Source organism: Xanthomonas sacchari (genome assembly GCF_024266585.1).
GTDB classification, from domain to species: domain Bacteria; phylum Pseudomonadota; class Gammaproteobacteria; order Xanthomonadales; family Xanthomonadaceae; genus Xanthomonas_A; species Xanthomonas_A sacchari_C.
The window spans coordinates 375001-397710 of sequence record NZ_CP100647.1; the positions used below are offsets into that span (position 1 = coordinate 375001).

The 22710-nt window shown below is 68.9% G+C and carries 14 protein-coding genes and 2 rRNA genes (1 of these 16 only partly in view); 5 read left to right on the top strand and 11 right to left on the bottom strand.

The window, feature by feature from the left end; all coding sequences use genetic code 11:
* Together NKJ47_RS01495 and rrf are read left to right on the top strand one after the other, a co-directional pair.
* Window positions 1-2413: ribosomal RNA gene (locus NKJ47_RS01495) — 23S ribosomal RNA — on the top strand; it begins 467 nt to the left of the window's first position.
* Between the two features lie 155 nt (window positions 2414-2568).
* Window positions 2569-2683 (top strand): 5S ribosomal RNA (rrf, locus tag NKJ47_RS01500).
* A gap of 441 nt (window positions 2684-3124) precedes the next feature.
* Here the strand turns inward: rrf and NKJ47_RS01505 are convergent.
* The 8 genes from NKJ47_RS01505 to NKJ47_RS01540 all read right to left on the bottom strand — a co-directional run bounded on the left by NKJ47_RS01505 (window position 3125) and on the right by NKJ47_RS01540 (window position 16079).
* Window positions 3125-4552 carry an alginate lyase family protein gene (locus NKJ47_RS01505; protein WP_254459815.1) on the bottom strand — a complete coding sequence of 476 codons (1428 nt, stop codon included), beginning with the start codon at window positions 4550-4552 and terminating at the stop codon, window positions 3125-3127.
* Window positions 4483-5358 (bottom strand): methylglyoxal synthase, encoded by an 876-nt coding sequence (locus NKJ47_RS01510; protein WP_254459816.1) that lies wholly within the window; start codon window positions 5356-5358, stop codon window positions 4483-4485. Before NKJ47_RS01510 ends, NKJ47_RS01505 begins: the two co-directional genes overlap by 70 nt.
* Window positions 5359-5465: 107 nt before the next feature.
* Window positions 5466-6521 carry a glycoside hydrolase family 5 protein gene (locus tag NKJ47_RS01515; protein ID WP_254459817.1) on the bottom strand — a complete coding sequence of 352 codons (1056 nt, stop codon included), beginning with the start codon at window positions 6519-6521 and terminating at the stop codon, window positions 5466-5468.
* 189 nt (window positions 6522-6710) lie between these two features.
* Window positions 6711-7763: a glycoside hydrolase family 5 protein gene (locus NKJ47_RS01520; RefSeq protein WP_254459818.1), complete on the bottom strand. Its 1053-nt coding sequence runs from the start codon at window positions 7761-7763 to the stop codon at window positions 6711-6713.
* Between the two features lie 274 nt (window positions 7764-8037).
* On the bottom strand, window positions 8038-9093 hold the full coding sequence (locus NKJ47_RS01525) for a glycoside hydrolase family 5 protein (protein WP_254459819.1): 1056 nt from the start codon (window positions 9091-9093) through the stop codon (window positions 8038-8040).
* A 325-nt stretch (window positions 9094-9418) separates the two neighbouring features.
* A complete protein-coding gene (locus tag NKJ47_RS01530) occupies window positions 9419-10909 on the bottom strand; it encodes an FAD-dependent oxidoreductase (protein WP_254459820.1) in 1491 nt (496 codons plus the stop codon).
* A 124-nt stretch (window positions 10910-11033) separates the two neighbouring features.
* On the bottom strand, window positions 11034-15491 hold the full coding sequence (gene gltB / locus NKJ47_RS01535) for a glutamate synthase large subunit (protein ID WP_254459821.1): 4458 nt from the start codon (window positions 15489-15491) through the stop codon (window positions 11034-11036).
* Window positions 15492-15683: 192 nt separating this feature from the next.
* The gene (locus NKJ47_RS01540) at window positions 15684-16079 is read right to left on the bottom strand and encodes an I78 family peptidase inhibitor (protein ID WP_254459822.1); all 396 of its coding nucleotides are present in this window, start codon (window positions 16077-16079) and stop codon (window positions 15684-15686) included.
* Window positions 16080-16610: 531 nt separating this feature from the next.
* Between NKJ47_RS01540 and NKJ47_RS01545 the strand changes: the two genes are divergently transcribed.
* Window positions 16611-17834 carry a DNA topoisomerase IB gene (locus NKJ47_RS01545; protein ID WP_254459823.1) on the top strand — a complete coding sequence of 408 codons (1224 nt, stop codon included), beginning with the start codon at window positions 16611-16613 and terminating at the stop codon, window positions 17832-17834.
* A gap of 27 nt (window positions 17835-17861) precedes the next feature.
* Here NKJ47_RS01545 and NKJ47_RS01550 read toward each other — a convergent pair whose 3' ends face one another.
* Window positions 17862-18218 carry a hypothetical protein gene (locus NKJ47_RS01550; RefSeq protein ID WP_254459824.1) on the bottom strand — a complete coding sequence of 119 codons (357 nt, stop codon included), beginning with the start codon at window positions 18216-18218 and terminating at the stop codon, window positions 17862-17864.
* A 139-nt stretch (window positions 18219-18357) separates the two neighbouring features.
* Between NKJ47_RS01550 and NKJ47_RS01555 the strand changes: the two genes are divergently transcribed.
* Window positions 18358-18591, top strand: a complete 234-nt coding sequence (locus NKJ47_RS01555; RefSeq protein ID WP_254459825.1) for a hypothetical protein — start codon at window positions 18358-18360, stop codon at window positions 18589-18591.
* An 84-nt stretch (window positions 18592-18675) separates the two neighbouring features.
* Window positions 18676-19707, top strand: a complete 1032-nt coding sequence (locus tag NKJ47_RS01560; RefSeq protein WP_254459826.1) for an SDR family oxidoreductase — start codon at window positions 18676-18678, stop codon at window positions 19705-19707.
* 73 nt (window positions 19708-19780) lie between these two features.
* Here NKJ47_RS01560 and ligD read toward each other — a convergent pair whose 3' ends face one another.
* Window positions 19781-22411, bottom strand: coding sequence for a DNA ligase D (ligD, locus tag NKJ47_RS01565; protein ID WP_254459827.1), 2631 nt, complete (start codon window positions 22409-22411; stop codon window positions 19781-19783).
* A 7-nt stretch (window positions 22412-22418) separates the two neighbouring features.
* Window positions 22419-22595 carry a DUF3606 domain-containing protein gene (locus NKJ47_RS01570; RefSeq protein ID WP_160964736.1) on the bottom strand — a complete coding sequence of 59 codons (177 nt, stop codon included), beginning with the start codon at window positions 22593-22595 and terminating at the stop codon, window positions 22419-22421.
* Window positions 22596-22710 lie beyond the last annotated feature (115 nt).

Genomic DNA, 22710 nt, shown 5'->3' on the forward strand with positions numbered 1-22710 from the left:
AACCCCGGAGAGGGGAGTGAAATAGATCCTGAAACCGTGTGCGTACAAGCAGTAGGAGCTCGTAAGAGTGACTGCGTACCTTTTGTATAATGGGTCAGCGACTTACTGTTCGTGGCAAGCTTAACCGTATAGGGGAGGCGAAGGGAAACCGAGTCTGATAAGGGCGCATAGTCGCGGGCAGTAGACCCGAAACCGGGTGATCTAGTCATGCCCAGGGTGAAGGTCAGGTAACACTGACTGGAGGCCCGAACCCACTCCCGTTGCAAAGGTAGGGGATGAGGTGTGATTAGGAGTGAAAAGCTAATCGAACCCGGAGATAGCTGGTTCTCCTCGAAAGCTATTTAGGTAGCGCCTCATATGTATCCTCTCGGGGGTAGAGCACTGTTATGGCTAGGGGGTCATCGCGACTTACCAAACCATTGCAAACTCCGAATACCGAGACGGACTGTATGGGAGACACACGGCGGGTGCTAACGTCCGTCGTGAAAAGGGAAACAACCCAGACCCACAGCTAAGGTCCCAAATTCACTGCTAAGTGGAAAACGATGTGGAAAGGCATAGACAGCCAGGAGGTTGGCTTAGAAGCAGCCACCCTTTAAAGAAAGCGTAATAGCTCACTGGTCGAGTCGGTCTGCGCGGAAGATTTAACGGGGCTAAGCAGTGAACCGAAGCTTGGGGTGCATCGCGATAAGCGATGCGCGGTAGAGGAGCGTTCCGTAAGCCTGCGAAGGTGGATTGAGAAGTCTGCTGGAGGTATCGGAAGTGCGAATGCTGACATGAGTAACGACAATGCGGGTGAAAAACCCGCACGCCGAAAGCCCAAGGTTTCCTTGCGCAACGTTAATCGGCGCAGGGTGAGTCGGCCCCTAAGGCGAGGGCGAAAGCCGTAGTCGATGGGAAGCAGGTTAATATTCCTGCACCTCGCGTAAGTGCGATGGAGGGACGGAGAAGGTTAGGTGTACCGGGCGTTGGTTGTCCCGGGGAAAGGCGGTAGGTTTGGATCTTTGGCAAATCCGGGATCCTTTAAGACCGAGCACCGAGACGAGTCTTTTAGACGAAGTCACTGATACCACGCTTCCAGGAAAAGCTCCTAAGCTTCAGCTTACGCAGACCGTACCGTAAACCGACACAGGTGGGTAGGATGAGAATTCTCAGGCGCTTGAGAGAACTCGGGTGAAGGAACTAGGCAACATGGCACCGTAACTTCGGGAGAAGGTGCACCCTTTTTGGTGGCTCGTGCGAGCTATAGCTGAAGAGGGTCGCAGAAACCAGGCCGCTGCGACTGTTTATCAAAAACACAGCACTCTGCAAACACGAAAGTGGACGTATAGGGTGTGACGCCTGCCCGGTGCTGGAAGGTTAATTGATGGGGTCAGCCGCAAGGCGAAGCTCTTGATCGAAGCCCCAGTAAACGGCGGCCGTAACTATAACGGTCCTAAGGTAGCGAAATTCCTTGTCGGGTAAGTTCCGACCTGCACGAATGGCGTAACGACAGCGGCGCTGTCTCCACCCGAGACTCAGTGAAATTGAAATCGCTGTGAAGATGCAGCGTTCCCGTGGCAAGACGGAAAGACCCCGTGAACCTTTACTATAGCTTTACACTGAACGTTGAGTTCGTCTGTGTAGGATAGGTGGGAGGCTATGAAACCATGGCGCTAGCTGTGGTGGAGCCATCCTTGAAATACCACCCTGTCGTGCTTGACGTTCTAACCTAGGTCCGTTATCCGGATCGGGGACCGTGTATGGTGGGTAGTTTGACTGGGGCGGTCTCCTCCTAAAGAGTAACGGAGGAGCACGAAGGTACGCTCAGCGCGGTCGGACATCGCGCACTGTGTGCAAAGGCATAAGCGTGCTTGACTGCAAGATCGACGGATCAAGCAGGTACGAAAGTAGGTCTTAGTGATCCGGTGGTTCTGTATGGAAGGGCCATCGCTCAACGGATAAAAGGTACTCCGGGGATAACAGGCTGATACCGCCCAAGAGTTCATATCGACGGCGGTGTTTGGCACCTCGATGTCGGCTCATCACATCCTGGGGCTGTAGTCGGTCCCAAGGGTATGGCTGTTCGCCATTTAAAGTGGTACGCGAGCTGGGTTCAGAACGTCGTGAGACAGTTCGGTCCCTATCTGCCATGGGCGTTGGAGATTTGAGAGGGGCTGCTCCTAGTACGAGAGGACCGGAGTGGACGAACCTCTGGTGTTCCGGTTGTCACGCCAGTGGCATTGCCGGGTAGCTATGTTCGGAAGCGATAACCGCTGAAAGCATCTAAGCGGGAAGCGCGCCTCAAGATGAGATCTCCCGGGACACAAGTCCCCTTAAGGAACCATGTAGACTACGTGGTTGATAGGTCAGGTGTGTAAGTGCAGCAATGCATTGAGCTAACTGATACTAATGATCCGTGCGGCTTGACCATATAACCTCAAGATGCTTCCTCATAAGCATCCCTTAGCGCGACACACGTCGATCGCTCTCACTCGCTCGCTACATCACACCCTATGAGAGGCTGGCGCCCATGCCGTCCTCGGTCCATCGACCGAGTACCGCACGCGGCGACACTCCAACCGTCTCCCTGGTGAAATTAGCGCTGTGGAACCACCCGATCCCATCCCGAACTCGGAAGTGAAACGCAGCTGCGCCGATGGTAGTGTGGCTCAAGCCATGCGAGAGTAGGTCATCGCCAGGGGCTTTACCCCAAATCCCCGTCCCACAAGGACGGGGATTTTTTATTGCGCCTGGGAAAAGCGCACTGCCGCGCGTGGCCGCATCGTCAATGCCGAAATGGGACCATTGGCCGTGGCGCCTGCCCTCACCGCTAAAGCCCGTCGCGGCTGAAGCCGCTCCTGCAGGTCATCTGGGCACCCCCGCCCAAGGGGAGCAGGTGACTCGAGGTGGCCTGAAGGCGTCATTGCGGTGCGGACAGGACATGCGCCGCTCCGCCGCGCGGCGTGCTTGCATGGTCAGATCAGGAAACGGACCGAGGCATCGCGCCCCAGACCGATCTGCGATGCCCCGACACCACTGCATTGGAGATACGCAATGGCGCGTGCCGCTGTAGTCGCGTTGCAGTCCCTCCGTGAAGCCGCCGCTGGATGCTGGCGTTCCAATGCCCGTGGGGACGACGGCGCTAGCGCAGCGAATCCGGCAATGTGCTGATCGTCAGGCGCAAGGACGCCGTGCCGTGATCGAGTTGCTGGGCCAGGCGGGCGCAGGCCGGATCGTAGGCCGCGGCAAGCACCAGGAGGGGCAGTGCGCCCTCGGCCGCGTACGGCGTGCCGATGACGTGGCCGGCTTCGCCGTTGTCCGAGCGCGCCTTGTCGAAGGGGACCTGGCTGCCCACGAACTCGGCGTGGCTGCGCTCGCCGCGCAGATACGGCAGCAGCCAGTCGACGCTGCGCGCCAGCGATGCGCCATTCGGCGCGCGCCAGTGATAGAGATCCTCGCCGCGCTCGGAGAACAGCAGCGCCAGCGTCACCAGCGGGCGCAGGTCGTAGACGTGATAGGACAGCGCATCGCGTTCGACGAAATCGATGCTGCGGCCGTCGGGCAGCAGGTTGTCGGCGATCTGCTGGCGAAAGCCAGTGCGGGCGTAGTCCAACAATCGGGTGTCGTCGAGTGCGGCGCCGATCATGCCGACGGTCTTCAGGCGGTGGCTGTGCCAATTGTTGGTGGCGGTCTTGCGCTTGAGATCGCGCGAGCCGATCTCGGCGTCGGCGATGCGTCGCATCCACGCATCGATGCCACGGCGCTGTGCGTCGGGCAGCGTTGGGCGAACGATGCGGTAAGCGAAGATCGCCGGTTCCAGCCCGGTCTCGTCGATCGGGTTGCCGTTGGGCACATTGCGCGCGGCCCATTGCGCGAGCTGGTCGCCGGCGGCCAGCGCGTCGGCGCGCGTGCCATCGAGGGCGTAGCGGAGCGCCAGCGCCTGGATGCGCGCCATGTCGCCCAGGCTGGCCTCGGTCGCGGCCTTCACCGGATCGCCGCGCAGGCGTCCGCCGGTGCTCAGGTTGTCGAGCGGGTGCGCGCCCTGTGTGCGCGCCGCATCGGCCAGCCGGGCCTGCGCCGCTTCGATCTCGCGCCAGGCCGGATCGGTGGCGGCCGCGGCGTGCAGCCGTTGCCACTGCTCGGTGGTCGGCCACAGCCGCTGCACCGCGGCGGCGGGCGCGCTGTGCGCCAGTGCGAATCCGGCAAGCATCATGCCGAGAACGGCGTGCGATGGACGAGGCATGGCGATCTCCGGAGCCAGGGGCGGCGAGCGATGTCGCAGCGACTGTAGGCACCTTGCGGTGAACGGCGGATGGCCCAAGCCATTGCGTTCTGGCCGGGATGCGCGCGCGTCACGGGCCACAGCGGTGGACGTCAGCGGCAGTGTCGCGCTCGGCCGCAGGCTGGCCTTGTACGCGCTCTGTCCCCGGGCGCAACCGGTGGTCGCGGCGTGTCCTGTCGACGGTCCGCGCGCGAGGCGACCGCGTCGGTCCGGAGGCCTCAGGCCGACGCGGGCCGGCGTGCGGCGGCCTGCGCCCAGCGCGCGGCGATCACCGGCGAGGTGATGCACACGGCGCTGTCGGTGACCGTGGTCACCGCGCGCTCCAGCAGCTGGATGTCGGCCTCGTGCTGGCGCGCCACGTGCGGATCCTCGAAGAAGATCGCGCGGTGGCAGCGCCGTTCCAGCACGCGATCGGCGATCTGTGCGTCGCCGCCCATCGGGCCGCTCTGGTAGCGGTGCACCCACTCCTGGCCTTGCGGCCAGCCACGGCTCCAGGCCAGTTCGTTGAGCCGCTGACCGGTGGTGCCGGTGGCCACGCGCTCGGCGAAGCGCGACAGCAGTTCGAAGTGTTCGCTCGCAAAGGCCAGCATCTGCGGCTTCATCGCGTCGTGCGCGATTAGCGCCAGGGTCTGCCGCTGCAGCGCGTACAGATCGTCGGCGCCGCGGTCCGGTGGCAGCGCGGCATGGATGCGCTCCATCTCCACCCAGTCGCGGGCACTGGCCACGGTGGAAATGAACGGCTTGCCGTGGATCACGCACTGGCGCTTGAGCGCGATCGCCTCGGGAAAGATCGAGGACGGGTCGACCGGGTCGATCAGGTAGATGGCGCCGTCGAGGGTCCGCTCGGCGCCCTCCAGGCCGACCACTTCGGCCACCAGCTTCATCAGGCCGCCCTCGCGGCCGAACGGATAGCGCTTGAGGCCGGCATAGCCGGCCAGCAACCCGGCGCGGACGATCGCCTCGTGGGTGCGGCCGATCGCGTGCAGGCCGAGCTGCAGTTCGCGGATGCCGGCTTCGCTGGCGCGCAGCCAGCGGAACAGCGCGGCATCCTTGCCCTGGTGGTGCAGTCGGTTGGCGGCCAGGCCCAGGCGCATGCGTCGATCCGTGCGGAAGAGGTGCGACAGTCTGCGCCCGATCGCGGTACCGACTCAATCGCCGCGCGATCGCCACACCGCCGGGGCGGACCCTGGCCTTGCTGCGGTCACTGCGTGACTTGCTGCGCGCGTACCGCCAGCACGTCCATCTGCGGCTTATCGGCGCCGTTCTTGTCCGGCTGCAGGTTGAACGCATAGTCGCTGCGCCACCACGCGCCGCCGGCCCAGGCGGTCCAGCCCAGCCACACGTCGCCGTTGTCGTGGACGTAGCCGAGCATGGTGTCGAGCGCGGCCAGGCAGGTGGGGTCGCTGCTGCCGCCGAACTCGCCGAGGAAGCCGCGATAGCCGTTGGCGCGCAGCCACTGGGTGAACGCCTGCAGGCGTTCGGCACCGATGCCGGTGCCGACACAGGTGGGGCTGGTGCCGGAGGAGTCGGGATCCAGGTACTGGTGTACCTCGAACGCCAGGTTGCCGGCTGGGTCGCGCACCGCGAGCAAGGCCTGCGCGTTGGACACGCCGTACCAGGTGCTGTTCCAGCTGTGCGCACCGCTGAAGGCGGTGCCGGGGACCAGGATCAGGTTGTCGGCGCCGGTGCCGCGGATCGCATCGATGGCCTGTTGGGCGATGCCGGCCCAGTCACCGGAGGCAAGCCCGTTTGGTTCGTTCATCAGCCCGAACACCACGGTCGGGTCGTTGCCGAAGACCAGCGCCAGGCGTCGCCACAGATCGGCCAGCGCCGCCGCCGGCACCGCGTCGCCGCCAATGCGCACGCCGTCGTACTTGGCGTAATTGTGTACGTCCAGGATCAGCTGCAGGTCGTAGCGCTTGGCGCGCTCGACCGCGGTACGCAACGCGTCGAGTTGCGCGGTGTCCAGCGGGCCGTTGGCCAGCGGCTGCAGCCGCTCCCACAGGAACGGCAGGCGCACGATGTTCATGCCCTGCGCGGCGGTATACGCATAGTCGGCGTCGGTGGGATACACATAGTCCTTGAACAGCACGCCCGGCTTCTTCGCCGAGTTGAACTCCGCGCCGGCCAGGTTGATGCCGGCGTAGCGCAGCGTCTGCTGGGCCTGTGCCAGCGGCATGCAGGCCGCCAGCGTCAGGCACAGCGCGGCGCGGCGCCAGCGCTGCGAGAAACGGGAAGTACGGGTCTTGCGTGGCATGGCGGATCCTTCGTGGGGAAAGAGCGGCCGGCGCCGCGATGCGGCGTGCGCGGCCATGCGCAACGCTGCAACCGCCATGCCAGAGCGCGTGCAGTCATCGCGAACAGGCAGTGCCGTGCGTCGCAGTTCGACACTGCGACGGCACGGTGCCGCTGCGATGCGACGTGGCGCGCGCCTACGCCACTGCACTCAGCGCGTGATGCGCTGCGCCCAGGGGGCGAGGATCGCCATCTGCGGCCGGTCGCGGCCGTCGGCGTCGGGCTGCACGTTGAACGGATAGTCTTCGCGCCACCAGGCGCCACCGGCCCAATAGCTCCAGCCCAGCCACAGCGTCGGATGCTGCGCGATGTCGGCGAGCATGCCGTCCAGTGCGCGCCGGCAGACCGGATTGTCGGCGCCGGCGAATTCGCCGAGGAAGCCGAGGTGGCCGGTCTCCTGCAACCATCCGGTGAACGCACGCAGGCGCTCGGCGCCGATGTCGTCGCTGACGCAGACCGGGCTGGTGCCGCTGGAATCGGCATCGAGGTATTGGTGCACTTCGATCGCCACGCGCTGCAGCGGATCGTGCAGCGACGCCAACGCGCTGGCGTTGGAGGTGCCGTCCACCGGCGTGTACCAGCTATGCGCGCCGGTCCACAGCGCGCCCGGCACCAGGATCAGGTTGCTGGCGCCGGTGTCGCGGATCGCATCGACGGTGGCCTGTGCGGCGGCGGCCCACGCGGCCGGGGTGATCCCGTGCGGCTCGTTCATCAGCCCGAACACCACCGCATTGTCGCTGCCGTAGGCATGCGCCAGGCGCTGCCACAGGTCGACGAAGGCGGCGACCGGCAGGTCGCTGCTGCCGATCAGGCGGCCGTCGTACCGCGCGTAGTTGTGGATGTCCACGATCAAATACATGCCCTGCGCCTTGGCCTGGCGCACGGCGTCGTCGATCAGCGCCAGTTGCGCGGCGTCGAGTGGGCCGCGCGGCTGCGGTTGCAGGCGTTCCCAGCGCACCGGCAGGCGCAGCAGGTTCATGCCCTTGCCGGCGAAATACGTGTAGTCGCTGCTGCGCGGATAGGTGTAGTCGACGCCGACGGTGCCGGGGATCTTCGACGGCGTGATCTCGGCGCCGGACAGGTTGACGCCGGCAAAGCGCAGCGCCTCCTGCGCCTGCAACGACGGCAGCGGAACGGACAGGCAGAGCAGCAGGACGGCACGCCAGGCGTGCCACGACCGCCGACGCAAGCTGCGCACGATCATGGGGGGCCTCCTTCGGCATCAGGGGGGGACCCGGTCGATCGAGGACGGCCGGCCGGGCTGATGACAACGGTGTGCGTACACCGTAGTGCATTGCCGATGGCGAGGCGATGCATCGCAGCCGCGCATGCATGGATCTGTGCCGCGATTGGCAGCGCGAACCGGTACTGGATCTAGCGCTGCGCGCACGATGCCGGGCGTGCGCGTGGCCGACGCTGCACGCCGAGGTGCGGGGATGCGCAGGGCGTTGCCGGCACGCGGCGCCGGCAACGGCGGCTCACTTCTTGCCGGTGATCTCGCGGGCGTACTTGGACAGGATCGCCATCTGCGGCTTCTCGCTGCCATCCTTGCCGGGCTGCACGTTGAACGGATAGTCGGGCTTCCACCACGCGCCGGCGGCCCACCAGGTCCAGCCGAGGAGGACGTCGTCGTTCTTCTGCATGTAGCTGAGCATGTTCTCCAGCGCCTGGTTGCACAGTGGCGTGTCGGGGGTGGCGAACTCGCCGATGAAGCCGACCTTCTTGTTCTCGCGCAGCCAGTTGACGAAGCCGGCCAGCCGGTCGGGCCCGGCGCTGGTGCCGACGCATTCGCGCTTGGTGCCGCTGCTGTCGTCGTCCAGGTACTGATGCGCCTCGAACGCGATGCGGTTGCGCGGATCCTTGAGCGGTTGCAGCGCCACCGCGTTGGACGCGCCGTTGATGGTTTTGAGCCAGCTATGCGCGCCGCTCCACAGCGTGCCGGGGACCAGGATCAGGTTGTCGGCGCCGGCCTTGCGAATGGCGTCGATCGCCGCCTGTGCGGCGCTGGCCCATTGGGTGGAGGACACCGCATTGGGTTCGTTCATCAGCCCGAAGATGACGTGGTCGTCGCCCTTGAATGCGTCGGCCAGGCGCCGCCAGAAATCGGCGAACACCGCGTCCGGGGCGCCCTCGCTGCCGACCAGCGCGCCGTTGTACTTGGCGTAGTTGTGCGGATCCAGGATCAGGTAGAGGTGGTTGGCCTTGGCCTGCTCCACCGCCTTCTTCAACAGCGCCAGTTGCGCCGGATCGAACTCGCCCTTGGCGGTGGGCTGCAGGCGTTCCCACAGGAACGGCAGGCGGACGGTGTTCATGCCCTTGCTGGCGAAGTAGGCGTAGTCGCTGGCGGTCGGGTAGGTGTAGTCCTTGTACAGCACGCCGGGTTTCTTGGCGGAGTTGAACTCGGCGCCGGCGAGGTTGACGCCGGCGTACTTGAGCACGCTGCGGCCTTCGGCGGCGGCGTTGCAGGCGACGGCGAGCAGCAGCGCCAGCGGCAGGGAACGCCAACGCGGGGAACACGACGAGGAAAGCGACATGGGGGAGCTTCCTTGGGGGAGGGGAGGCGCCATCCCGGTCGGGGCAGCACGGGAGGGCAGGCACAAGCGTGCAAGGATCGCCCTTGCGACCGCCAGCATGAACGTACCGATGTTAGCTCGCCATTCACCTGGCTCGGCCGCTGCGCGCGGCCTGTGCCCGCCTCCACGCGAGGCCTGTGGTGCAACCGACGGCATCGGCGTGACGGCAGTCCCGGGCCGCGCGATGCGGGAAGCGCCGCGCGGTATCGCCCAGGCGGGCGCTGTGGACGTCGCTGGCCAGGTAGAGACGTGCTCGCGCGCGGCCGATGGCGCCGCGCGCGGGCGCTCAGGCGGCGGCCTGGGTGGTCACCGGCAGGCGGTTGCCGATCCAGGCGGCGATGCTGGCCGCGGCATCGCGGCCTTCGGCCACCGCGGTCACCACCAGGTCGGCGCCGCGCACCGCGTCGCCGCCGGCGAACAGCTTCGGGTTGGTGGTTTGGTACGGCAGGCGGCCGCTGCCATCGGGTTCGCTGCCGCCGGCGAGGATGCGGCCGTTGGCGCTGCCTTCCACGCCCTGCGCGGCCAGCCACTCGGGCACGCTCGGCGAGAAGCCGAAGGCGATGATGACCACGTCCGCGTCCAGCAGCGATTCGCTGCCTTCCACCGGCACCGCGGCCTGGCGCCCGCGCGCGTCCGGCTCGCCGAGGCGGGTCTGCACCACGCGCACGCCGGCCAGGTTGCCGGCGGCATCGGCTTCCACCGCCAGCGGCTGGCGATTGAACAGGAAACGCACGCCTTCCTCGCGCGCGTTGGCCACCTCGCGCGCCGAGCCGGGCATGTTGGCCTCGTCGCGGCGGTAGGCGCAGGTGACCTTGGCCGCGCCCAGGCGGATCGCGCTGCGCACGCAGTCCATGCCGGTGTCGCCGCCGCCCAGCACCACCACGCGCTTGCCGCTGAGGTCGGGCAGCGCGATCTTGTCTTCCCAGCCGGCGATCGGCCGGCCCCAGGGATCGTTGCCGCCGACGATGCGGCTGTTCTGCACCAGGAACGGCAGCGCCGGCAGCACGCCGGGCAGGTCCTGCCCGGGCAGGCCGCCGTTGGTGTAGCGGTAGGCGCCGGTGCCCAGGAACACCGCGTCGTACTCGCCGAGCAGCTGCTCCAGGCTCACGTCGCGGCCGATCTCCACGCCCAGGCGGAACTGCACGCCCATGCCTTCGAGCACTTCGCGGCGCTTGCCGATCACGCTCTTGTCCAGCTTGAAGCTGGGGATGCCGAACTGCAGCAGGCCGCCGATCTGCTCGTAGCGGTCGTACACCACCGCCTGGATGCCGGCGCGTGCCAGGCGGTCGGCGCAGCTGAGCCCGGCCGGGCCGGCGCCGATCACCGCCACGCGCTTGCCGGTAGGCTCGACCTGGCTCAGGTCCGGGCGCCAGCCGTTGTTGAGCGCGGTATCGACGATGTACTTCTCGACCGCGCCGATGGTGACCGCGCCGAATTCCTCCAGCGTGCAGCTGCCTTCGCACAGGCGGTCCTGCGGGCACACCCGGCCGCACACTTCCGGCAGCGGGTTGGTGCTGTGGCACAGCGCCGCGGCCTCTTCGATGCGGTTCTCCTGCACCAGCTGCAGCCACTGCGGGATGGCGTTGTGCACCGGGCACTTCCAGCTGCAGTACGGGTTGCCGCAATCCAGGCAGCGCCCGGCCTGGTACTGCGCGTCGGCCTTGTCGAACTTGCCGTACAGCTCGTTCCAGTCGCCGGAGGTGCGCAGTTCCACCGGAATGCGTTGCGGCATCTGCCGGGGCAGGTCGAGGAACTGGAAGGCGTGCTTGCGGCTCATGGTGTGGGGAACCGGGAATGGGGAATGGGGAATGGCAAAAGCGAATCTGCGTGCGCGGTAGGAAACGGGGAGAACCGGGCCTTTACCATTCCCGATGCTCCATTCCCGATTCCCGGCGCCGCCATCAGGCGGCGCGCCGCAGCGACTCGGTCAACGACTCGATGCTCGCCGCCTTCGGCTTGACCAGCCAGAACTTGCCGACATAGTCGCGGAACTCGTCGAGGATCTGCTGCGCCCAGATGCTGCCGGTCAGTTCGCGGTGGCGGCTGATCAGCTTGTGCAGGTGCTGGCGGTGGCTCTCGAAGCCCTCGGCGGAGATGCGGTGGATGTCGATCAGTTCGTGGTTGTAGCGGTCGACGAAATCGCGGTCCACGTCGAGCACGTAGGCCAGGCCGCCGGTGAAGCCGGCGCCGAAGTTCAGCCCGACCTTGCCCAGCACCAGCACGATACCGTCGGTCATGTACTCGCAGCAGTGGTCGCCGGCGCCTTCGATCACCGCCAGCGCGCCGGAGTTGCGCACCGCGAAGCGCTCGCCGGCACGGCCGGCGGCGAACAGCTCGCCGCCGGTGGCGCCGTACAGGCAGGTGTTGCCGATGATCGCGGTGCTGCGCGCCTCGAAGCGCGCGCCGCGCGGCGGGCGCACCACCAGGCGGCCGCCGGCCATGCCCTTGCCCACGTAGTCGTTGGCTTCGCCTTCCAGTTCCAGGTGCAGGCCGCCGGCGTTGAACGCGCCGAAGCTCTGCCCGGCCGAGCCGCGGAAGCGCAGGGTCAGCGGCGCATCGTCCATGCCGTGGTTGCCGTGCACGCGGGCGATGGCGCCGGACAGGCGCGCGCCGATCGAACGGTCGGTGTTGTGGATCAGGAAGCGATGGTCGCCGCCGCGCTTGTGCGCGATGGCGTCGGCGAGCAGGCCGTCCATCTGCGTGGCCAGGCTGTCGGGGGATTCGTACAGGCGCTGCGCGGCGCAGTGGCCGCCGTCGTGGCGCACGTCCTTGAGCAGCCGCGACAGATCCACGCGCACGCCTTCGCGCGGCGACACGTCCAGCTGCTGCAGCAGTTCGGTGCGGCCGACGATCTCGTCCAGCGAGCGCACGCCCAGGTACGACAGCCACTGCCGCACTTCCTCGGCCAGCAGGCGGAAGAAGTTCTCCACGCGCTCGGGCAGGCCGACGAAGTGGTTGGCGCGCAGGCGCTCGTCCTGGGTGGCCACGCCGGTGGCGCAGTTGTTGAGGTGGCAGATGCGCAGGTACTTGCAGCCGAGCACGATCATCGGCCCGGTGCCGAAGCCGAAGCTGTCCGCGCCCAGGATCGCCGCCTTGACCACGTCCAGTCCGGTCTTCAGGCCGCCGTCGGTCTGCAGGATGGTGCGCGCGCGCAGGTCGTTGGCGACCAGCGCCTGGTGCGACTCGGCCACGCCCAGTTCCCACGGCACGCCGGCGTAGCGGATCGAGCTGACCGGGCTGGCGCCGGTGCCGCCGTCGTGGCCGGACACGGTGATCAGGTCGGCGCCGGCCTTGACCACGCCGGCGGCGATGGTGCCCACGCCGGCGTGGCTGACCAGCTTCACCGACACCAGTGCGCCCGGATTGACCTGCTTGAGGTCGTAGATCAGCTGCGCCAGGTCTTCGATCGAATAGATGTCGTGGTGCGGCGGCGGCGAGATCAGGCCGATGCCTGGCTTGGCGTAGCGCAGCCGCGCGATCAGTTCGTTGACCTTGTGCCCCGGCAACTGGCCGCCTTCGCCGGGCTTGGCGCCCTGCGCGACCTTGATCTGCAGCACCTCGGCGTTGACCAGGTACTCGGGGGTGACGCCGAAGCGGCCGGAGGCCACCTGCTTGATCTTGGAGCGCTTCTCGGTGCCGTAGCGCGCCGGGTCTTCGCCGCCTTCGCCGGAATTGCTGCGCCCGCCGAGGCGGTTCATCGCGATCGCCAGCGCCTCGTGCGCCTCCGGCGACAGCGCGCCGAGGCTGATCGCGGCGGTGTCGAAGCGGCGCAGCAGGTCCTCGGCCGGGGCGACCTCGTCCAGCGGCGTCGGCGTGGCGGCGCGCTTAAGCTGCAGCAGGTCGCGCAGGGCGGAGGGCGGCCGCCCGTGCACCGCGGCCGCGTAGGCGTCCCAGTCGGCTTGCAGGCCGCTGCGCGTGGCGCGCTGCAGGGTCAGCACCACGTCCGGGTTGTACATGTGGTACTCGCCGCCGTGCACGTACTTGAGCAGGCCGCCCACTTCCGGCTTGAGCAGGTCGTTCCAGGCGCGCGCGGTCAGCTGCCGGGCCTCGGTGTCCAGCCGCGCCAGGCCGACGCCGCCGATGCGCGCGGCGGTGTCGGGGAAGCACAGCGCGACCACGTCCGGATCCAGCCCGACGATCTCGAACAACTGCGCGCCGCGGTAGCTGGCGATGGTGCAGATGCCCATCTTGGAGATGATCTTGGACAGGCCCTTGTAGATGCCCTTGCGGTACTTGCGGCCGATCTGGGTCTGCTCGCCGCCGCTCTTGAGCATGAGGATGCCGCGCCGGCCCAGGTCGAACAGGGTCTGGTAGGCCAGGTACGGATACACCGCGGTGGCGCCGAAGCCGAGCAGGCAGGCCATGTGGTGCGGATCGCGGGCGGTGCCGGTCTCGATGATCAGGTTGACGTCGCAGCGCAGGCCGACCCGCGAGAGGTGGTGGTGCACCGCGCCGGTGGCCAGCAGCGCATGCGCCATCGGCCGCTCCGGCACCGGGTAGCGGTCGGTCAGCAGCAGCATGACCTTGCCGTCGCGCGCGGCCTGTTCGGCCTCGGCGCAGATGCGCTTCAGGCCGGCCTCCAGGCCTTCCTCGACGCTGTAGGACAGGTCGATCTGCGCGTTGCGGGTCTGGTACTGCGGCATCTTCAGCAACTGCCGCAGCTTGCGCTGGCTGAGCACCGGCGAGTTGAGGATGACGTGGTTCACCGTCTCCGGGCCGGCATGGAAGATGTTGGTCTCCTTGCCGAGCTGGGTGGTCAGCGACATCACGCAGTCTTCCCGCAGCGGGTCGATCGGCGGGTTGGTGACCTGCGCGAAGGCCTGGCGGAAGTAGTCGTACAGCGGCCGGGTGTGCCGGCTGAGCACCGCCATCGGGGTGTCGTCGCCCATCGAGCCGGTGGCTTCCTGCTCGGTCTCGGCCAGCGGCCGCAGCACCTGCTCCACTTCCTCGGTGCTGAGCTGGAACAGCTTGTGGTAGCTGCGCAGGGTGCGCTCGTCGAACGGCTCCTCGACCAGCGAGGGGTCGATCAGTTCGGTCTGCAGGTAGGTCACGCCCTGCTGCAGCCACTGCTTGTACGGGGCGCGGCCGCGGTTGATGCGGTCGATGGCGTCGGAGTCGAGCAGGTCGCCGCGCTTGAGGTCGATGGCCATCATCTCGCCGGGGCCGAGCTTGCCCTTGCGGGTGACGCGCTCGGCCGGCAGTTCCCACACGCCGGCTTCGGAAGCGACCAGGAAATGCCGGTCGGAGGTCAGCATCCAGCGCGCCGGGCGCAGGCCGTTGCGGTCGAGCATGCACGCGGCGTAGCGGCCGTCGCAGGCGACGATGCCGGCCGGGCCGTCCCACGGCTCGGTGTTGAGCCCGTAGAACTCGTAGAACGCGGCCAGGTCGGCGTCCTTGAACTCCAGCGATTGCGTGGCCGGCGGCACCAGGATGCGCAGCGCCTGCAGCAGGTCCATGCCGCCGGCGACCAGCAGCTCGAGCATGTTGTCCAGGCTCTGCGAATCGGAGCCGTGCATGGAGATCACCGGATCGAACTCGGCGATGTCGAAGCGCGGGGTCTTCCACACCTTGCTGCGCGCCTGCGCCCAGTGCCGGTTGCCCTCGATGGTGTTGATCTCGCCGTTGTGCGCGAGCAGCCGGAACGGGTGCGCCAGCGGCCAGCGCGGCAGCGTGTTGGTGGAGAAGCGCTGGTGGAACACGATGGCGCTGGAGGCCAGGTCGTTGCGCTGCAGGTCCGGGTAGAACGTGCTGAGCTTGTCCGGCAGCACCATGCCCTTGTAGCTGATGCCGTTGGGCGAGAGCGTGGTGACGTAGAAATCGGCGACGTCGCGCAGGCGCTGCTCGGCGCGGCGGCGCGCCAGGAACAGGGCCAGGGCGAAGGCGTCCTCGCCCTGCTCGGCGCCGGCGTCGACGAACACCTGTTCGATGCGCGGCAGGGTGTCCTTGGCCAGTTGCCCGCAGACGCTGTCGTCGGTGGGGGTGAGGCGCCAGCCGCACGGCTGGGTGCCGACGCGCCGCAGCTCCTCTTCCAGCACCTGGCGGCAGCGCGCGGCGGCATCGGCATCGTCGCGCGGCAGGAACACCTGGCCGGCGGCGAAGCGCGCGCCGACATTCAGGCCGGCCTCGCGCGCCAGCGCGCGCAGGAACGGCTCGGGCTTGCGGATCAGCAGGCCGCAGCCGTCGCCGGTGAGGCCGTCGGCGGCGACGCCGCCGCGATGGGTCATGCGCGACAGGGCGGCAATGGCGGTATCCACCAGCGCCCGCGAAGGTTGGTCGTCGAGTTGCGCGACCATGCCGAAACCACAGGCATCGCGCTCGTCTTGGGGGTCGTAGAGCCCGTGGCGGTTGCGGGGGGCCATGTCTGCCTCTGAAAGCGATCCGAAGGAACGCGGCGACACTCGCCCCCGCTCTATCCTGGAGCGCTTCTTGAGGTCACCGGAATCCCGACTAAAACATAGTTGGTGCGGTGCCGCAACACACCGTTACACCTGCAACTTCGGCGCCGGCGGCGGCGCTGTCGCCGCCGCCGCGCCGGGGGCCCGGGCGGCGGCCTAGCCGCAGCGCACGCCGGTGATCTGGTTCTTCTCGTCGACCTCGATGTTGAGCCGTTCGCCGTTGAACTCCATGGTCACCACCTGGTTCGGCTTGAGCACGCGGGCGGTCTTGGCGCCGGTGTCGCTGCGCGCCTGGTCCAGCAGCGCCGGCTCGAAGGTCTGCCCGACCAGGCCCTGTGCCTGCGAGGCGTCGCAACTGCCCACCGGCGGGGCGTCCGGGGCGTTGGCCGGATCCGGCGCGGCGGCCTGCTGCGCGGCGGCCTGCGCCTTGGCGGTCACCTGTTCCTGCTCGTCCGGCGGCGGCGCGCCGCAGGCGGCCAGGGCCAGCGCCAGGCAGGCCGTGCCGAGCAGGCCGGCACGCGTGGACGCACGGGAGGAAAGGGGTGTACTCATCGGGGCTCCTGATGGATGGAGGGAAGATGGGGGCCAGCATAGAGCGTGTGATGCCGTTGAGACGAGCGCGAAGCGTCCGGTGGCGCGTCGAGACCGTGGCCCGGCGGGCCGCCTGCAACACGGCGTGCCCCGCGGTCTCCCGCGGCACAGGACGCTTCCCGGCGGGTTGGCCGCCCGCGGCGCGGCGCCGGCGCCGCGCGGTCTGCCTTGCCCCGCGCCTCCCGCCAGTTCCGCACCGCGCACTGCCAACGCATCTCGCCTGCACGGGCATCACCCGCGCTAGAACGTGCGTCGCGCTTTGAGACCGGCCGCGGCCATCGGCGGCGAACGGCGCCGCCGACGCGCCGGCGGCCGTTGCGGTGTCTGCCGGCGCGACGCACGTTCCACCGTGGCAGCATGGGACACGGCGCATTCGTCACACGTTAAGCGGCGCGGCGTCCCCGGCATCACGCGCCGTAGCCGCTGCGCTGCCGACAATCCGGGCTCGTGGAACCGGCGGCGCGGGCCGCGGTTCCGGCTTCCGGAGGTCCGATGTCCAACGCGTCCCGTTCCACCGCCGCGGCCGATGCGGCGCGTGCCCGGCAGTCCCGCCAGGCCGCCAGCAGCGCGGGCCTGGTCTACGTCAGCGACCAGGAACCGGGCATCGCCCGGCGCCGTGCCGGCAAGGGCTTCGGCTACCGCATGCCCGACGGCAGCGCGGTGCGCGACGCCGCCACCCTGCAGCGCATCCGCCAGCTGGCGATCCCGCCGGCCTACACCGAGGTGTGGATCTGCGCGCGCGACAACGGCCACCTGCAGGCCACCGGCCGCGACGCGCGCCGGCGCAAGCAGTACCGCTACCACCCCGACTGGGCGCAGGTGCGCGGCGACGGCAAGTTCGAGCGCATCGTCGCCTTCGGCCAGGCGCTGCCGCGGCTGCGCCGGCGCCTGCGCCGCGACCTGGCGCTGCCCGGCTACCCGCGCGACAAGGTGCTGGCGATGGTGGTGGCGCTGATGGCCGAGACCCTGGTGCGCGTGGGCAACGCCGAATACGCGCGCAGCAACCGCTCCTACGGCCTGACCACGCTGCGCAACCGCCACCTGGCCTTCGTCAAGGGCGGCCGCGCGCGGCTGCAGTTCCGCGGCAAGGGCGGCCAGGAGCACGACATCGAGGTCGACGACGTGCACCTGGTCAAGCTGATCCGCGGCTGCCAGCAACTGCCCGGGCAGGCGTTGTTCCAGTACCGCGACGACGACGGCCAGTTGCAGCCGGTGGACTCGGGCGAGGTCAACGACTACCTGCGCGAGGCGATGGGCGAGAGCTTCACCGCCAAGGACTTCCGCACCTGGGGCGGCACCCGCGCCGCCCTGCAGCGGCTGGCCGCCCTGCCGTTGCCGGACAGCGGCGGCGAGCGCGCGCTGGCGCAGGCGCAGAACGCGGTGATCCGCGAAGTGGCCGAGGCGCTGGGCAATACCCCGGCGGTGTGCCGCAAGGCCTACATCGACCCGTGCGTGTTCGACGGCTGGCGCTGCGGGCGCCTGCACGGCCTGTGCGAAGGCGTGCGCGGCGAGCGGCAGTGGGATCTGATCACGCTGAAGTATCTGGGGCGGGCACGCACGGCGGCGCGCAAGGCGGCCAAGGCCGCCGGCCGCACCGCGACCAAGGCGCCGCCCCTGCGCAAGGCCGCACGTGCCCCGCGCAAGGCGGCGAGCGTGCAGGGCAGCGGTACCCGCGCCAAGCGCAAGGCCGCGCCTGCGGTGCGCAAGCGCGCCTGAGCACCGCGACGCCGCGCGCGGCGCGGATCAGCCGCAATACACGGTGGTGATGTTGTTGGTCGGGCCGATCTCGATGGTCAGGCGGTCGCCGCCGGTTTCGCGCGCGCCGCGGTTGGCGCTGTCCACGCCGCTGGAGGTGGCGCCGTTGTCGGCGACGCTGCTCTTGACCACCTGCACCTTGAGGCTGTCGCTGTCGACGCGCGCGCGTTCGACCGTCATGCGCGAGGCGGCCAGGCCGACCGCGCCGCGCACCTTGTCGATATGGCATTGGCCGGAGATGACGCCGTCGATCGGCTGCACCTGCGCGACCTGGGTGGTGCTGCAGGCGCCGAGCAGCAGCACGGCGGCGAACGGGGCGAGGCGGGCGAGCGGGTGGCGGATCATGGGGCGTCTCCTTCGATCGATGGCGCGAGCCTGTCGCGGCGCATGTTTGCGCCGCATGAAGAGACCCCGCCGGTGGTTTCACCGATCGTGGCCGCGGGCGGGGCCAGACTCGGGATTCCCCCAGCAACCGGAGCCGATCATGGCCACCTGCGATGTCTGCGGAAACGACTACGACCAGGCCTTCACCCTGACCCAGGGCGGGCGCAGCGGCACCTTCGATTCCTTCGAGTGCGCGATCCACGCCTTCGCCCCGCACTGCAGCCACTGCGATTGCCGCATCGTCGGCCATGGCGTGCAGGCCGGCGCGCGCATGTTCTGCTGCGCGCACTGCGCCCAGCATGCCGGCGTCAGCGGCCTGGCCGACCGCGCCTGAGTCCGCTTCTGCTTTCTACCTTCTTGCTTCCTTCGAGGAGGGCTGCGTCCTCCGCGTCCTCCTCCCGACACCGGAGTACTGCCGATGGCCTCCCGCAAGCGTCCCGCCGCCACCCCGTCCGCCCCGACCAAGCGCAGCGCCACCCCGTCGTCCAGCGCCAAGACCGCGCAGCGGCAGCGCGCGCTGCAGCGCGCGGTCGATGCGGGCGACGCCAAGCCCACGCCCAAGCGCGCGAAGCGCGGCGATGCCGGCCAGGCCGGACCGCGCAAGCAGCCGCAGCGCATGCCCAAGCAGCACCTGGCCAAGCCGGGCAACGAACACGACCTGACGCTGCCGCCGCGCTTCGAGGCGCCGGAGTACGTGGGCAGCGGCAAGCTGCGCGGCATGAGCGCGATCGTGACCGGCGCCGACTCGGGCATCGGCCGCGCGGTGGCGGTGCTGTTCGCGCGCGAGGGTGCGGATGTGGCAGTGCTGTACCTGGACGAACACGCGGATGCGCAGGTCACCCGCCAGCACGTGGAGCACGAAGGCCGCCGCTGCATCACCATCGCCGGCGACGTGAAGGACCCGGCGTTCTGCGAAGACGCGGTGGCGCAGACCGTGCGCGCCTTCGGCGGGCTCGACGTGCTGGTCAACAACGCCGCCTTCCAGCTACATTGCGATGCGTTGGAGGACCTGCGCGAGGAGCATCTGCAGGAGACCCTGCAGACCAACATCGCTGGCTATTTCCATATGGCGCGCGCGGCGCTGCCGCATCTCAAGCGCGGTTCGGCGATCGTCAACAGCGGTTCGGAGACCGGATTGTTCGGCAGCAAGTCGCTGCTGGATTATTCGGCGACCAAGGGCGCGATCCACGCCTTCACCATGGCCCTGGCCAGCCAGTTGCAGCCGCGCGGCATCCGCGTCAACGCGGTCGCGCCGGGGCCGGTATGGACGCCGCTCAATCCCGCCGACAAGCCCGCCGAGCAGGTCGCCGAGTTCGGCAAGCAGAACCCGATGGGGCGCCCGGCGCAGCCGGAGGAATTGTCGCCGGCGTACGTGTTCCTGGCATCGCCCATTACCGCCAGCTACATCAATGGCGCGATCCTGCCGGTGATGGGAGGGCCGACGGGGTGAGGGGCTGTCGGTAGGGTGTTCTGGCGCCCGGACCCTCACCCCAACCCCTCTCCCGGGGGGAGAGGGGCTTCACTTACTCCGCTTTGGCCCAGCGCGACAGGTTCTGCTTCAGCGCGTCGATGCCGGCCCAGGGATCCTTGCGTCGCCGCTTCAATTTGGCCGGCACGTCGCGCAGCTTGAAGGCGTCGGCGCGGTGCAGCTTGGGCAGGTCGTTCCAGGCCAGCGGCATCGCCACCGGTGCGCCTGCGCGCGCGCGTAGCGAGTACGAGGCCACCGCGGTGGCGCCGCGGCCGTTGCGCAGGTAGTCGACGAAGATGCGCTGGTTGCGCAGGCGCTTGCTGGCGGTGGCGAGGAAGCGTTCCGGTTGCGACTGCGCCAGCGCGTCGGCGAAGCCGTGCGCGAAGCGCTTGGTGAGGTCCCAGTCGCAGCCCGGCGCCAGCGGCACCACCACATGCAGGCCCTTGCCGCCGGACACGCGCAGGAACGACTCCAGGTCCAGTTGCGCGAGCAGCTTGCGGATGTCGGTGGCCGCGCGCTTGACCTCGGCGAAGGGCACGTCCGGCCCCGGGTCCAGGTCGAACACCACGCGGTCGGCACGCTCCGGGTGCGCGGCATGCGCGCCCCACGGGTGGAACTCCAGTGCGTTGAACTGCACCAGCTCCAGCAGCCCGGCGGCGTCCTCGACCACCAGATACTCGGCCTGGGTGCCGCTCTCCTCCTTCAAGCGCACCGACGACACCAGCTCCAATCCGGCGGTGTGGTGCTTCTGGAAGAAGCACGGGCGCTCGGCACCGCCCGGACAGCGGATGATCGACAGCGGGCGGCCGGCGATTTCCGGCAGCAGGTGGTCCATCACCGCGCTGTAGTAGTCCCAGACCTCGCGCTTGGTCGCGCCGATGTCGGGGAACACGACCCGGCCCGGGCTGGACAGCGCCGGCGGCGTGCGCGCGCTGCCGGCAGCCGCCACGCCGCGCTTGCCACGTTTGGCGCCGGCGGCCTTCGCGTCGACCTCCTTTGCCGCTTTGGTCGCCTTGGCCGTTTTGTCCGTCCTGGCTTTGCTGGCCGGCGGCGTCGCCCTCGCCGCCGCTGCGCGTGGTGCCGGCGCGTCGCCCACGCTGCCGAGGTCGGCGATGTCCTTGTCCGGGCGCACCGCCTTCAGCGAGGCCTGGCGCAGCAACTGCTGCCCGCCGATGCCGCGGTAGAACACTTCCACCACGAAGCGCGGCGCGAACCAGCGCGCGCTGCGCAGGTCGGTCTCGGTGGTCGGCACGTGCACGCTGGGTGTGGCGCTGCCGGCCTTGCCGATCAGCGCGCTCAGTTCGCGCAGCAGCGCATCGGAGAAGCCGGAGCCGACCCGTCCGGCGTACAGCCAGCCGTGCTCGGGATCGGGCCGCGCCAGCAGCAGCGCACCGAAGCCGCTGCGGCTGCCCTTGGGCGCGGTGTAGCCGACCACCGCGAATTCGTCCGAGCGCAGTTGCTTGGTCTTGCGCCAGTCGTCGCTGCGGCCGCCGTGGTAACCGCGGTCGGCGCGCTTGGAGACGATGCCCTCGAAGTGCTGCGCGCCGGCGAGCTGGAACGCGGCGTCGCCATCGCCGTCGATGTGCGAGCTGAAGGCCAGGTGCGCATCGGCGCCCTGCAGCAGCCGCTGCAGCAGCGCCTTGCGCTCGGCCAGCGGTGCGGCGGCGATGTCGATGCCGTCCAGGTGCAGCAGGTCGAACAAGGCCAGCGCCAGCGTGCCCTGGCGCTCGCCGGACAACACCGCCTGCAGCAGGTTGAAGTCCTCTTTTGTCCCCTTGCCGGCGATCAGTTCGCCGTCCAGCGCCGCCGCGCGCAGGCCGAGCGCGGCGATGGCGTCGCGGATCTCGGGAATCTTGTCGGTCCACTCGATCGCGTTGCGCGACCACAGCCGCACCGCGCCGTCGGCGACGGTGACCAGGATCCGGTAGCCGTCCCACTTGATCTCGTGGATCCACTGCGCGCCTCGCGGCGGTGCGTCGCCGAGCCGGGCCAGCTGCGGGGCGAACGGCCCGTCCGGTGCCGCGGCCGGCACCGCGCCCGGCAGCGCCTGGGCCAGCCGGGCCCAGTTCGGCCGGCGGCCCTTGCGCGCCGGTGCGGCGACGACCGTGGCCTTGCGCTTGTTCGGTTTGCCGGCGCCGGCGCGCTTGACGTCCTGCGCCGGTGCCGCGGTGACGCCGGTCAGCAGGTCGTCCGCCTCCAGGTCGCCGGCGAAGGCATCGTCGTCCTTGAACAGCAGCCACTGCGGTTGCCGCGCCGGCTTGCCCGAGCGCACCAGGTGCCAGCCGCCCTTGAGCTTGTCGCCGAACAGTTCGAAGCGCAGATGGCCCTTGGCCAGTTGCGCTTCCGGGTCGTCCGCGCTGCTCCATACGCCGCGATCGAACTGGGCGACATGGCCGCCGCCGTACTCGCCCTGCGGGATCTCGCCCTCGAACGTGGCGTAGTCCAGCGGATGGTCTTCCACCTCCACCGCCATGCGCTTGACCTTGGGGTCGTAGCTCGGCCCCTTCGGCACCGCCCAGCTCTTCAGCGCATCGCCGACTTGCAGGCGGAAGTCGTAATGGCGGCGGCTGGCATGGTGCAGCTGCACGACGAAGATCGGCCGCTGCCCCGCCGGCGCCGGCTTGCCGGGCTCCGGCTCGCGGGTCTTGTCGAAGCGGCGCTTGCGGCGGTAGTCGGCCAGGCTCATGCCGGGGCTACTTGCGCAGGTGCGCGCGGACCGCCGCGGCGCTGCTGCCCACCGCCTGCACCGCGGCGCGCAGTTCCTCGGCGGACACGCCCAGCGCCTGCGTCCAGTAACGCACTTCGTAGTCTTCGTGGAGGTTGATGCGGTCGCGGTCCGGCGAACCGGTGTTGCGGGTGTCGTCGCTCATACCGATGTCCTGTCGTCCAGAAGCCGCTGCGGTCGTGGAGGGCGCGCCGCAGCGCGGCGGCGAAGCCGACGGACGCGGCATGCGTCGGCGGACCGTTGCGCAAACTTCTAGTCGC